The organism is Halorubellus litoreus (genome assembly GCF_037081675.1).
Classification (GTDB): domain Archaea; phylum Halobacteriota; class Halobacteria; order Halobacteriales; family Natrialbaceae; genus Halorubellus; species Halorubellus litoreus.
This window is the reverse complement of sequence record NZ_JAZAQL010000002.1, coordinates 975,851-988,760: the sequence shown is the minus strand read 5'-3', so window position 1 is coordinate 988,760 and position 12,910 is coordinate 975,851. Positions and strand designations below refer to the sequence as shown.

Annotated in this window: 12 protein-coding genes; 4 read left to right on the top strand and 8 right to left on the bottom strand. The window is 65.6% G+C overall.

Features of this window, described 5'->3' with window-relative positions:
- The first annotated feature begins 27 nt into the window (after positions 1 to 27).
- Genes VYJ16_RS12185 through VYJ16_RS12175 form a run of 3 tightly spaced genes read left to right on the top strand, consistent with a single transcriptional unit; the run spans position 28 to position 2,419 of the window.
- Positions 28 to 942, top strand: a complete 915-nt coding sequence (locus tag VYJ16_RS12185; protein WP_336350577.1) for an SDR family oxidoreductase — start codon at positions 28 to 30, stop codon at positions 940 to 942.
- The gene (locus tag VYJ16_RS12180) at positions 935 to 1,963 is read left to right on the top strand and encodes a patatin-like phospholipase family protein (RefSeq protein WP_336350576.1); all 1,029 of its coding nucleotides are present in this window, start codon (positions 935 to 937) and stop codon (positions 1,961 to 1,963) included. The genes VYJ16_RS12185 and VYJ16_RS12180 overlap by 8 nt, the downstream gene beginning before the upstream one ends.
- Positions 1,964 to 1,966: 3 nt before the next feature.
- Positions 1,967 to 2,419, top strand: a complete 453-nt coding sequence (locus tag VYJ16_RS12175) for an HTH domain-containing protein (protein ID WP_336350575.1) — start codon at positions 1,967 to 1,969, stop codon at positions 2,417 to 2,419.
- A gap of 34 nt (positions 2,420 to 2,453) precedes the next feature.
- On the opposite strand, the gene VYJ16_RS12170 is transcribed toward VYJ16_RS12175, so the two are convergent.
- From VYJ16_RS12170 to VYJ16_RS12135, 8 genes are all read right to left on the bottom strand, one after another.
- The gene (locus VYJ16_RS12170; RefSeq protein ID WP_336350574.1) at positions 2,454 to 3,266 is read right to left on the bottom strand and encodes a hypothetical protein; all 813 of its coding nucleotides are present in this window, start codon (positions 3,264 to 3,266) and stop codon (positions 2,454 to 2,456) included.
- Between the two features lie 130 nt (positions 3,267 to 3,396).
- Positions 3,397 to 4,758: a dihydrolipoyl dehydrogenase family protein gene (locus tag VYJ16_RS12165; RefSeq protein ID WP_336350573.1), complete on the bottom strand. Its 1,362-nt coding sequence runs from the start codon at positions 4,756 to 4,758 to the stop codon at positions 3,397 to 3,399.
- 103 nt (positions 4,759 to 4,861) lie between these two features.
- Positions 4,862 to 5,458, bottom strand: coding sequence for a helix-turn-helix domain-containing protein (locus VYJ16_RS12160; RefSeq protein ID WP_336350572.1), 597 nt, complete (start codon positions 5,456 to 5,458; stop codon positions 4,862 to 4,864).
- Positions 5,459 to 5,539: 81 nt separating this feature from the next.
- Positions 5,540 to 5,812 carry a hypothetical protein gene (locus tag VYJ16_RS12155; RefSeq protein WP_336350571.1) on the bottom strand — a complete coding sequence of 91 codons (273 nt, stop codon included), beginning with the start codon at positions 5,810 to 5,812 and terminating at the stop codon, positions 5,540 to 5,542.
- Between the two features lie 460 nt (positions 5,813 to 6,272).
- Positions 6,273 to 7,349 carry a tyrosine-type recombinase/integrase gene (locus tag VYJ16_RS12150; RefSeq protein ID WP_336350570.1) on the bottom strand — a complete coding sequence of 359 codons (1,077 nt, stop codon included), beginning with the start codon at positions 7,347 to 7,349 and terminating at the stop codon, positions 6,273 to 6,275.
- Positions 7,346 to 7,777: a DUF5805 domain-containing protein gene (locus tag VYJ16_RS12145; RefSeq protein ID WP_336350569.1), complete on the bottom strand. Its 432-nt coding sequence runs from the start codon at positions 7,775 to 7,777 to the stop codon at positions 7,346 to 7,348. Before VYJ16_RS12145 ends, VYJ16_RS12150 begins: the two co-directional genes overlap by 4 nt.
- Positions 7,778 to 8,849: 1,072 nt before the next feature.
- Positions 8,850 to 9,755, bottom strand: coding sequence for a phosphoribosyltransferase HisG-related protein (locus tag VYJ16_RS12140; protein WP_336350568.1), 906 nt, complete (start codon positions 9,753 to 9,755; stop codon positions 8,850 to 8,852).
- A 97-nt stretch (positions 9,756 to 9,852) separates the two neighbouring features.
- Entirely contained in the window at positions 9,853 to 11,700 is a 1,848-nt protein-coding gene (locus VYJ16_RS12135; RefSeq protein WP_336350567.1) for a hypothetical protein, read from the bottom strand.
- Positions 11,701 to 12,039: 339 nt separating this feature from the next.
- Between VYJ16_RS12135 and VYJ16_RS12130 the strand changes: the two genes are divergently transcribed.
- On the top strand, positions 12,040 to 12,873 hold the full coding sequence (locus tag VYJ16_RS12130; RefSeq protein ID WP_336350566.1) for an MBL fold metallo-hydrolase: 834 nt from the start codon (positions 12,040 to 12,042) through the stop codon (positions 12,871 to 12,873).
- Positions 12,874 to 12,910: the final 37 nt, after the last annotated feature.

The following is a 12,910-nucleotide window of genomic DNA, read 5'->3' as shown; positions in this document are numbered from 1 at the left end:
GCGCAGCCAGCCTACGAGTGCGTACGTATGCCAACCGACGACGACTTCGAGTTATCCGAACCGACGCTTGCAGCGGACGACCTCCTCGTCCTCGAGGACCCGTACTTCGGCCCGGAGTCCGTCGCGGTCGTCACGGGCGGTGCCTCCGGCATCGGGCAGGCACTCGCGGTGGCGTTGGCGGCGAACGGCCTGACGGTCGTCGCCGCGGACATCGACGAGGACGGCCTCGACGAGACCGTCGCACTCGCGGACGACGTCGACGCGCCAGGCTCAATCGAGCCAGTCGCCGCGGACCTGACCGACGACGTCGCCGTCGAGTCGATGATAGACACCGCCGCCGACGCCGGCGACCTCCGGTTCGTCGCGAACGTCGCCGGAATGCAGCACATCGCCTCCATCGCCGAGTTCCCGATGGAGAGGTACGACCTCATGCTCGACATCATGCTCCGGTCGCCGTTTCTCATCTCGAAACTGGCGATGCAACACATCCGCGACACCGACGACGACGAGTCGTCGGACGACGCCTCGAGCGACCGGACGCAGTCCGGTGATGGCGTCGGCGCCATCGGGAACATGTCCTCGGTGCACGGCCACTACGCGACCCAGGACAAGCCCGCGTACATCACCGCCAAACACGGCCTGGAGGGCTTGACGAAGTCGATCGCTGCGGAAGGCGGGGGCACCCTTCGGGGGTTCTCCGTGAGCGTCGGGTACGTCCTGACGCCGCTGATGGTCGACCAGATCGAGGACACCGCCACCGAGCGCGGTATCTCCGAGCGCGAGGTCGTCGAGGACGTCATGCTGGGGCAGGCTCGCACGAAGGAGATGATGACGCCCGCAGCGGTGGCGAACCTGTTCGTGTTCGGGTTCTCACAGCACGGACGGCACCTGAACGGCGGCGACATGCTCTGGGACGGCGGCTACACGACGACCTATGAGTGATACCGCCATGGACGAGTCGGCTGCGGAGGGAGAGGCGGCGGACGACCCGACCCGTGTCGCCATCGCGTGCCAGGGCGGTGGGAGCCATACAGCGTTCACTGCGGGCGTGCTGAAGGGACTGCTCCGGGAGTGGGATGACGACCACGAACTCGTCGGTATCAGCGGCACCTCCGGTGGCGCGTTCAACGCGCTCGCGGCGTGGTACGGACTTGTGACGGGCGACGAGGCGAAAGCCATCTCGCTCCTAGATGCCATCTGGGAGGACCTCTCCGCGTCGAGCGTCTCCGACCGGTTCGTGAACGACTTCGTCGTCGGGCTGAACCGGCTGGGGAGCGCCGGCGTGCCGATGCTCCAGGTCAGCCCCTACGACGTCCCAGGGGCGGAACTCGGGAAGAAGGAGATCAGGGAGACCCTCGAGCGACACATCGACTTCGACGCGGTCCCGGACCTCTGCGGGCGTGAGACGCCCGAACTGGTCGTCGGGACCGTCAACATCAACGCAGGTATCTTCGAGACGTTCACGAACGAGGCGGTGACGCCGACGGCCATCCTCGCGTCCGCGGCCGTGCCGTCGATGTTCGAGGCAGTGAAGATCGACGGGCACTATCACTGGGACGGCTTGTTCTCCCAGAACCCGCCGATAGACGACCTGTTGAGCGTCGACGCCGACCGGAAGCCCGATGAGCTGTGGGTCATCCAGATCAATCCCCAGGAACGGGAGGGAGAACCGACGTCCCTGGAGGAGATAGCGGACCGACGGAACGAGCTCTCGGGGAACATCTCGCTCAATCAGGAACTGCGCGTCGTCGAGCGTGTCAACGACTGGGTCGACGAGGGGCACCTCCCCGAGAGCGACTTCTCGAAGGTGACGGTGCGACGCATCTCGATGGGGGAGACGTATCACTGCTCGACGAAGGTCGACCGGTCGCCGGGGTTCCTCGCGGAACTGATGGACCTCGGCGAGCAGCGGGCCGCGGAGTTCCGGTCGAGCACGCCGCCCGCGGTCGAACGAGAGGTGTAGCGAGTGCTGGACGAAGTCGCGGACCGAACGCTGCGCGTGGAGGTGTGGACGCGAGAGCGCTCGCCACCGCCGGGCAACGGGCGTCGCGAGACCGTTGCGACCCTCCGCGAGCTCGAAGCCACCGGTGTCCTGGCGGACGTCTCGATACACACGTGGGGGCGGTCGGTCCCGGCCTCGCCGCCCGAAGACGGCGAGTCGCTCGTTCACGACCGCATCGAGGCGTTCGAATCGTGGGCCGCCTGCAACGGCCACAGTCTCGAACCAGCGTTCCGGTACCGGGAGCGGACGACGCTGGTATCCGAACACGCGGAGGAGGTCGTCCACCTTCCCCTCCAGTGCCTCGCCGTGTACGACCGTGACGACCTCGTCGCCGTCTTCCCGTGCACGAACGAGGACGGCACGAACACCGCCGCGGAGTGCGTCGCGCGCCTCGACCCCGCCATCGAGGACGACTGAACGCACCGCTCGACGGCTGGCAGCGTCCGCCTTGTCAGGGTAACAGCGCGAGCTGGCCGGTGGCTGCTGCGACGACGAGCAGGTAGAACGCCGTCCCGAGGGCGGCGCTCGCGACCACGACCGCGTCAGGGTCGCGGCGCGGCATCGCGTGCGCCACGAACGGCAGGTCGGTGAGCTCTGGCCGCGTCAACACGTGATTCATGACGACGCCCACGGCTCCGACGATAACCGGTCCGACGACGAGACTGTTGACGACGGCCAATAGCCACGTCGTCGTAGGGTCGGTGAGCTGGAGCGTCGCTATCGGCCCCACTACCAGCCCTGGAGCGGGTAGGAGTGGAACGAGTGCGCCGTACTTCGCGTAGAGGAAGAGCACGATCCCGCCCGCGATTGCGGTGAGCTTGACGACGCGACCGCGGCGTGGACGCATCGCTCTCGGCGCGAGGAACACGCCAGCGATGAACACTGCGTTCATGCCGATCCAAGGTCCGAAGTCCTGTAGTGCGAGTGGGAGGCCGGTTGCGAGGATGCCCATGCTGAACCAGTCGAGGCTGAGGTAGCGGGCGTTCGGGCAGGTGCCGGCGAGGATCTGGCGTCGGTGAGTCGGATGGAGGAGGTGGATGGCGACGCGGAGCGCGAAGAACACCGGGACGAGCAACAGGTACGCGAGCAGGCGGAGCTGGAGTCCGGCGGGCGTGGCCACCGCGCCGATGGTCAGTGCGGTCGAGAAGTCCAGCAAGCCGTTGACGAGCCAGAACGTCAACAGCGACGGCGCGAACAGGCACCCGTTCAGGAGCGTCGCGACGTACCCCGTCGACGGCGACAGCTCCTGCGAGAAGAGGTCCATCGCTGCCGCTCGGAGCGCCGTCAGTCGGCCGCGAACCGATCGAAGACGGACGTCTAGCACAGTCCACGGGGAGCCTGATGCATCGCTTTCGCGGTCGGTATCTGGCCCGTGACCCGAGTCGAATCCCTCGTCACTCGCCGACGTCTTGGAACGCACTTTCGACGATCTTGTTCAACGTCGGGTGTGCGTGGATGGTGTCGGCCATCTCGGCGACGGTGACGTCGTTCCGCTTCGCGACGACGACCTCGTGCAGCAACGCCGACGCCTCGTAGCCGAGCGCGTGCGCGCCCAGAATTTCGCCGTCCGGAGTGGCGAGTACCTTCACGAATCCGTCGTCGAGCTTCTTCGCACGTCCCATCGCCGAGTCCGCGTAGTCCGCTCGCCCGACGGCGTACTCGGCGCCTTCTTCTGCGAGTTCGTCCTCGGTCGCGCCGACGCCGGCGACCTGCGGCTCGGTGAAGATGGTATGGGGCATCGCGGAGAGGTCGAGCTCGCGGTGCTCGTCGTGGACGACGTTCGCGACCGTGTGCTGGGTCTCGTAGTCGCCCGAGTGTTTGAACAGCGCGTTCCCCGCGATGTCGCCTTGCGCCCAGACGCCCTCGGCTGACGTCTCGAGGTGCTCGTTCGTCTCGACGAACCCGTTGTCGTCGACCGCGATGCCGGCCGCGTCGAGGTTCAGCGTATCGGTGTTGGGGCGGCGGCCGAGTGCGACGAGCACCTCGCTGCCTTCGACGGTCGCCACCTCCCCGGCCTCGGTCTCGGCGTGGACGGCGTAGCCGGTACCGGTCTCGTCGACCGCCGTCACGCGATGCCCGGTGTAGACGTCGTGGCGCTCGGACGCGATCTCGGTGAACGCCTCGGCGACGTCGCCGTCCTCGCGCGGGACGAGCGAGTCCATCATCTCGACGACGGTCACGTCGGTCCCCATCGCCTCGAAGAAGTACCCGAGTTCGACGGCGATGTACCCGCCGCCGAGCATGACGAGGCTGTCGGGGGTCTCCCGGAGCGAGAGGGCGTCCTGGCTCGTCAGGTAGTCGATATCGTCGAGGCCGTCGATGGGTGGGACGATCGGTCGACTGCCAGCAGCAACGACGACCTTGTCGGCCGTCACTCGTTCCCCGTCGAGTTCGACCGTCCGCTCGTCGACGAACTCCGTGTACTCCGTGAACAACGTGAGGTTCTCCTTCTCGCGGTAACGGGCCTCCATGTCCTCGGCGATTCCGCCGAGGAGCGATTCCATCTCGTCGACGACCGCGGCGTGGTCGACGCTATCGAGCGTTGCGTTCACGTGAAAGCGTTCTGCATCGTGCACGTCGTGGACGGCCTCGGCTGCCTGCAGGAGCATCTTCGAGGGGTTGCAGCCGCGGTTCAGGCAGGTGCCGCCGAGCGGGCCGGGTTCGACGAGAGCCGTCCGTAGTCCAGCGTCGGCTGCCGCCGCAGCGACGTTGTTGCCAGTGCCACCGCCGATCACGAGAACGTCGAAATCAGCCATACAGCACGGTTCGACGGCGACCGATAAGAACGTCTGTCGGTGATTCAAGCGCGTTGCACGCCCGACAGCACTCCCCGACCGTCGTCGACGTCGGGCGTGTTGCTCAGTCCTCGGTCAGGGAGTCCCAGAAGACGTCGGGCAGATCCTGGTCCGGGTTCTCCTCGAGGTAGTCGCGCTTCGTGAGGTTCGCGTCCTCGATGAGTTCGGCGGCTTCGCCCGCCCAGACGTAGAACCCGATGAGGGTGTCTCGCCGCATCTGTTCGAGGTCGATGGAGTGATACACGTTCACGACACCGCCCTGTTCGCGGTTCAGTTCGGACCGCTGCAGTAGTCCGAGTTCGACGAGTTTGTTGAGGTATCGGGTGACGGTGCTCCTGTCGTAGCCGAGCGTTTCGGCGACCTCGTTCGCGGACAGCGGGCCGTCACCGATGACGCACAGACAGATGTCGAGGCCCGCCTTCGGCAGTCCGAACGCTTCGAGGAGCACCTGCTTCACATCGGGCTGTTTGACCCGCATCTCGATGTCCGTGATGCGCTCCATCGGTTCGTCGTGACAGGACATCGGCGGCTCGTCGCGGCCAATCGTCAGGACGACGTTGTCGCAGTCGGAACACTCGTAGAGGTTGTACTGGCTGTTCTCGGGGTCGTACGTTACCTCGTCGGAATCAGAGGCCGATGCAGTACCTTCGTTCTCGGACATCACTCGTCCACTTCCACTACGAAAGCGGATGCACGGCGTCCTGATAAAGACCACCCCCGAACACCGCTCGGGGATGCGCAGTCAGTCGACGTCGTCGAGGAGAGATGGGTCGACTACGATCGCGTCGTCGGTGTCGAGAGCGAGCAACTCTTCGCCGGTGACCGTCACCCGGACGTGCTCGTCGCCCTCGATTCGGGCCAGGGAACACGCTTCGAGCGCCTGGATGTGGGTGCGGACGGAGGACAGGTCCGCGTTTAGCGTCTCGGCGAGTGACTTGAGGGGGGTCGTCTCCGGTGTCGCCGCATCGGTCTCAGCAGCGAGCGCCTCCAGGACGGTACGTCGGTCTAGGGGCATCTTGATGGTGTTCTCCTCACCAGGTCAAGTTGAACAGCAGGCCAAGGTGTCGAATACCGAACCCGTGTGGGTCGCAGCGTTTCGAACCGACCTGGATGAACGAGCATGCGTTCCTCCTTCGCCGACCAGGACTCACTGGCTGTGTGTACCCCCGACAGTCGTAGCCCATCGGTACTCGTCCGTCGAGACTGGTTGTGTGCGTAATATTCGTTACGGCTTCGTCGGTTGAAGTATGAGAAACGGTCGCCATAGGGTCGTCTCTCTTCGATAGGTTCCGATAACCATTATTGGTTGAGCGGGCGTGTAACACGGCTGCACACGCCGATATAGTTTAGTTCTGAACAAGCAGAGATGGTTAGAAGGCACGCATCAATTCTATCCTCCGAGGTTGTGGCGGAACAGAACTCCCGGGTTTCGTATAGCGTTATTTGATTTATCCGGAGTATATCCGCCCCCCGGATTACTCGATTATCGAGTAAATATGCTGGTCGTAGACGTCCGCGATGCGGGACCCCCAGTCGTGCGTGTAGGTGTCGATGACGTCGCTCGCGACGTCCCCACGAAGGTACTTGACGACCCCGCGGTCGCCCGTCCGGTCCCGGAGGTGCGTCGTGAAGAAGTGCCGGAAGTAATGCGGGGTGACGTTCTCGCTCGCCCCACCACCCGTCCGATACCAGCCGGCGTCGCGAGCGTGCCGCGTGACGAACGACCGCACGCCACTCGCCCGAAGACGCTCGCCCCACTCCTCGCTCGTGTCCACGAACAACGGCTCAGCATCGGACCGCGCGTCCGGCCGGACCGCAAGCCACGCCTCGAGGACCGTCCGGAGCTCGTCGTCCACGGGCACGACCGTATCGCGCTTGCGTTTGTTCGATTCGTATCGCTCCTCGCCGTTCACGACCGCCCCCCGCGACGGCTCCGAAGAGACGTACAGCGACGGCCCACGACCATCCAGGTGAACGCGCTGATCGACGTCGAACGCCGCTCTCGCCGTCGAATCCGGGAGCTGTAGGTCCCGGAGGTCGAGGTTACAGCACTCGCCGACACGCATCCCCGTCTTCAGTAACGTCACGATAACCGCTCGTTCCAGGGGATGCGTGACGGTCGCGACGAACGCCCGCATCTCGTCGAGCGAGACGTCGCGACGCGTCGGGTCCGGGTCGATCGCCTCGTCCATCTCCTCGACGACGAGCGCCATCGGGTTCTCGTCGAGCTCGCCGACCTGCGTCATGTACGCGTAGAACCGATGCACGTAGGAGGCGTACGACGCGACCGTGCTCGGGGCGTGAGTATCTCGGAGTGCGTGCACCCACGCCATGCACTCGCGGCGATCGACCGCGTCGGGCGTCGTCGACCGGCCGCCTGGCCCGCGCTCTGGGTCCGCGAGGAACGCCTCGAAGTCCCTGAGCACGCGCTCGTAGGACGCTCGCGTCCGCTCGGCCTTCCCGTGGAAGCGCTGGTCCTCCAGGTAGTGGTCCACGAGGTCGAGGTCGTCGGTCGACCCGTGACCCTCCGCGTCGGCGTCCGTCTCGCTCATTCCTCGACCGCCTCGTATCCGCCGTTACGCCCGCTGTACACGACCTTGTTCGACGCCTGCAGCGACTGGAGCGCGTCCTCGAGTCGCCCCTCGACGTCGTCGGTGACTGCCTCCAGGAGGTCGTCCCAGGACCGCGTCTCCTCGCGGAGGAGCGCGTACACGCGGTCCTCGAACTCGCCGCGGGCGTCGTCCGCGTCGTCCTCGGGTGCGTCACTCGATGCGGTGCCTTCCCGGTCCGCCGCTGCCGTGTCGTCGGCTGCCTCCGGGAAGCCATCGACCGCGAAGTCGCGGCGGCCGGCCTGCACCATCGTCCGGACGAACTCGCTCTGGCTCATGTCGAGGCGGTCGGCGTGCTCGATCCAGGCGTCCTTCTGGTACGCCGGGACGTACGTCTTCACCACGGCGCGCTCGACGTCGGGTTCGTTCACCGCCGCACACCCCCCGAAATCGAACCCGGTTTCGGGCCTGAAACCCCTGGGGTTCGGGCACCGAAGACGGCGCTCCACGACCCCGGGGTCGAGCGGCCATCTCGACCGGTGAATTCTCTGCTCTCGAAGCCTCCACCACTGGTCCACTTCCAGAGCGGCCAATCACTGCCTGGTCGACGACAATCGACCGCCGATTGCACCCGCTTCGAAGTATGTTCTCTATCTGGTAGCTCCGCCCACCACCCGCGAGCGTCGTCGCGTTCGGTCACGCTCGAACGCTCTCACCCCACCCACAAGTATCTAATCCCACAGCAGGAGATAAAAGACCTTATCCTACGCTATAGGACTTCGAACTCGCCCCGATTGCACGCATATGCAATCGCGTAGAACCACAATTTGCGCCCTATGGTGCTATAGAAACGGATGTATACCAGAGTATTCGTTGCGTTGGAGACAACGCGTTCTCGTAGTGTGTGTCGGTGTTGCTTCCAGAATGCACGCACACGTCAGTTATGGAATCTGGTACGTTTGGTCGGTGCACGGGCCGTCAGTCGCAAGCGATCCAATTGAGATGGGCGTCGACACCGCGATGACTCATCGCGGTCGACGGCGTCCTGCTCGGTCCACAGCCGCACGGTTCGAGTGTTCAGGGAGCCCCTCGGTCGGCGGGGGATGGATTGGTCGGCGACGGTCGGGTAGTCGAGGGGGGTGCTGCCACCACGGTCGGAGTAACCACCGATTCGAGTCAGTCGCTCGTTGGTGCTGGAACCCGTACGTGTTGCGAGCACTGGCTCTCCACGAGTGACGCTGCTGAGACGCCGCGCGCGGCCGTCACTCTCGCCAGTAGCACGTCCAGCAGGCGTTCGTGGACGGTATCTGGTCGGTATCCCTCGTCTATGTGCGTTCGCCGACGAACGCGCGTCAGCGGCTTCTCAGGCGTTCCTGTCGGTGTCGGGGGTCTGGCGCTGTCCAAATTCAGACCCGTGGGGCGTCCGAGACCAGTCTCGTAAATCCTATGACGCTATATCGAACGAAGGGCTCGTGGCGAGCGAGAACGAGTCGAGAACTGAGCCTACTGCACGACCAGCTCGGAGTCCAACTCCGCGGATTCGAACAGGGAGATGGCGCGTTCTGCCGCCTCGTCGATCTCGGCGGTGTTCGACATCAGGACCGTCTCGCTCGGGAACAACCGTTCACCGAGCTCCAGCCCGTGGTCTCGCGCCGTCGAGCCGCTCATCGTGAGGTAGACGCCAACACCCGAGTCGGCGATCGCGGCCTCCTCCTCGCGACCATCCTCGGCGTACGTGAACGCGACGTCCTCGACCGCATCCGTCCCGAGCACGGCCTCGACGAGGCGCTCGTAGCGCGGCGAGATACAGAGCTCGCCCTCGTAGGCCGCGACGAACCCGCGGTCGAGCGTCGACCGCGACGACCCCTCGATAGCCTCCGGCGTCGCCATCAACGTGTGATAGACGGTGTCGCCGAGACCCGTGACGACGCGAACGTCCGTATCGTGCGGGTCGATACGTTCGTTCACACCTGCGAGGTCCTCGAGCGGGTCCGGCGTGAGGCCGACGACCTCCTCCAGGACGAGGTCCGCGCTATCGAACCCGAGCGCGAACGAATGCGTGCGGAGCGCACGGAACGGTTCCTCGCGACCGACCAGATGGATGTCGACGTCGTCGCTCGTGAACGTGACGCTGTCGAACACGACGCGTCGCGGGAATCCCTCGCGGTCGTCCCGGAGGAGCGTGAACTCCGGTGCACTCGCATCGTCGATGTCGCTGTACGCTCGCAACCGCTGGTACACGTCCCGATGCTCTCGCTTCGACCCTTTCGTGACCGCTTTCTCGTAGCGAAGCGTCGAGATCACGTCGTCGGCGAGGTTCGTATCGCCGGTGCGGGCCGCGAGCCGCTCCAGGACGGCCTCCAGTGGCCGGCCTTTGCGCGGAACCGCGACGGAGACGGTCGCTGTCATCACTCGACACCTATCGTCTCGACTGTAAACAGATTGCGTTTCGAGCGTAGGCAGTGCAACGGACCGCTATGGACTGGTATGGAGTGGTCCCTGCGGCTTAGGAGAACATCTCGCCGAGCTGGTCGCGCCACTCCTGGATCTCCGTGACGTCCTCCTCGATGGCGTCGACGTCGTCGCGGAGTTCGGTCACGTCCTCGTCGAGGTCGGTGACGTCCGCCTCGACGTCGTCGACGCGCGTCGTGAACTGCTCGACGTGCTCGTCGACGGTCGTCTCGAGCGTGTCGACGTCGTCGGCGACCGAATCGACGTCCGCTTCGAGGTCGTCCGTGGTTGCTTCCAGGTCCTCGGTCGTCGACTCGAGGTCGCTGGCGGTGCTCTCGAGGTCGTCTTCGAGTGCGGTGACGTCCGTCTCGAGAGCGTTGATGCGGTCGTGTGCTTCGGCGCTCTCGTCGCCGAGCTCGTCGACGTCCGCCTCGATGCCCTCGATGACCTCGTCGTGCTCGCCGACGGCGGACTGCACGGACTGGAGGTCGTCGCGGAGCGCGGACACCTCGTCGTTGTACTCCTCGAGGAGCTGGTTCGCGGTCCCCTCCTCGTCCAGGAACTCCTCGAGCGCGCTGGTGTACGCCGCGAGTTCCTCCACGCGCGACTGGAGGTGTTCGACCTTCGCGACGTCGGGGCCCGCGGTCTGGGTGTCGAGTGCGTCCTGCAAGCGGTCGCGGGTGTCTGCTTGGACGGTTCCGTCGTCGAACTCGTCCGCGAGTGCCGCGGCGACGTTCCCGGAGGCGACCACGTCGTCCGCGTCGATTCCAGCGTCTGCCGCCGCGTCCGCGTCCACGTCAGTGTCCTCGTGCGTGGCTGGTGCGATAGCGTCCTGGATGACGGCGAGGTCGTCGTCGTCGACGTCGTCGTCGCGAACCGCCGCTGCAAGCGCCGCGACCACGTCGGATTCGTCGACGTCACTCTCGTCCTCGTCGACGCCGGTCGCTTCGTCGGCGACGCTGGTGGATTCGTCGTCGACGTCGGTCGCTTCTGCAGCGTCTACGTCCGACTCGGCGTCGACGTCGGACTCCACGTCCGCTCCGTCGCTTTCGCCGGTGGACTCGTCGTCGCCGTCCTGGACCGCTCCAGCGTCCACTGCGTCGTCGGTATCGCCGTCCGTGTCGTCGTCGGCGTCGACGTCGTCCGTATCGACGTCCGCGTCGACCGGTTCGGCGTCAGCTTCGTCCGTCCCCGCGTCGTCACTCTCGTCCTCGGCCGCTGCGTCCGGTTCGTCGATGTTCAACTCTATCTCCGGTCCGTCGTCGGGGCCCTCTTCGCTGACTCCGTCGTCGGCGTCGGCCCCGTCGTCCGCGTCGAGCGCCGCTTCCGCGCTCCCGAGGTCGAGGTCGATGGCGGATTCCTCGCCGTCGGCTTCGTCGGCGTCGTCGTCGGCTGCGTCAGCGTCGTCGTCGAGCCCGGGGACGCTCTCGCTCTTCCCCGAGATCATGTCCTTGACGACCTGGTTCGAGTCGTCGTTCACGATGTCGTCGATGGTGTTGTCGTCGCCAGCCGCTTCCTCGCCGTCGGCGTCACCGTCGGCGTCGACCTCGGTGACCTGCGGTTCGGTGAGGAACTGGGGGACGTCGCTCTGGGACTCGATACGGATGCCGTAGACGGTGACGACCTCCTCGCCCGGGTCGAGCGTGCGCTCGTACTCGACGTGATGGTCCTGGAACGCGGTCCAGTTGTCGCTATCGTAATCCGGGTGGAACCCGACGCCGTCCATCGGGAAGTCCGCGGGGATGTCCTCGTGCAAGCGTACTGTGACCGCCTCGTCGCGATTCGACGTGATAGCGAACCGGATCGCGGGGACGGGGAACTCGTCTGCCGCGAACGACTTCTCGACGGCAATGCCATCGGCGGACACCGCCACCGTGTCGTCCGGGTCGACCTGACTACTCATACCCCTCCGTATCCACAGCACGACCATAAAGGAAACGGGGGTTCCGGCGACTGTTCACGCAGACCTGTCCAACCAGGCCGCTCTTTTATCTGAACACAGACATGACTTGGTGATGCAGCAGCGCGCTGCACGTGGCCGATGCGTGCAAACCGACGTACTCATCGACCGCGAGCCGACGTCGAATCCGGCGGCTCGTCGACGAACCCAACCATCCACCCACTACTCGACGACTCGCCGGGTCACCTTCCCGCAGCCCTCCCCCACCCGCGAGTTCTTTTCGGCGTGGCCGGCGCGTGACGAGTCCCAACGCTCTTGGACCGGCCACTCACAGGAGCGAGTATGAGCAAAAGCGACTGGGGTGACTGGCTGCCGCGAGCGGTCGCGGCCGCGGACCCCGATGGCGTCGCAGTCTGGTACCTCGGCTGTAACGGCTTCGTACTCAAGGGCAGCGAGGGGACGACGGTGTTCGTCGACCCGTACGTCGGCCTCGGCGACCCGCCGCGGACGATACGGATGATTCCGGTGCCGTTCGACCCCGAGGACGTCGACCGTGCCGACGCCGTCCTCGCGACCCACGAGCACACCGACCACGTCCACGGCCCCTCGCAAGCACCCATCCTCGCGAACACGGGCGCGCGTCTGCACGCGCCCGCCGACAGCCTCGCGGTCGCTCGCGAGGACGAGGACTGGCCCGCGAACTACGACGTCGACGACGACCAGTTCGACGAGGTCGCGGTCGGCGATACGTTCGAACTCGGCGAGTTCACCGTGCACGTCGAGGCCGCACACGACCCGGACGCAACCCAGCCCGTTTGTTACGTGTTCGAGCACGACGCCGGCACGTTCTTCCACGGCGGCGACACCAAACCCAGCGACGAGTTCGCGCGCATCGGCCGCGAGTACGACATCGACCTCGGCGTCCTGGCGTTCGGAACCGTCGGGAACGTCCCGGACAAGGAGACGCGCGAACCGAAGCGCACGCGCTGGTACAACGACGAGAACCAGGTGATAGAAGCGGCAAGCGACCTCCAGCTCGACCGACTCCTCCCGAGCCACTGGGACATGTGGAAGGGACTCACCGGCGACCCGACCGTCCTCCACAAGCACGCGAACTCCTTCGAGCACCCCGAGCGCCTCGATATCGTCGAGATCGGCGATCGCGTCGACCTCTGAGCGGCTCGCAGAACGCCTTTTAGAAAGTCGTTACTCG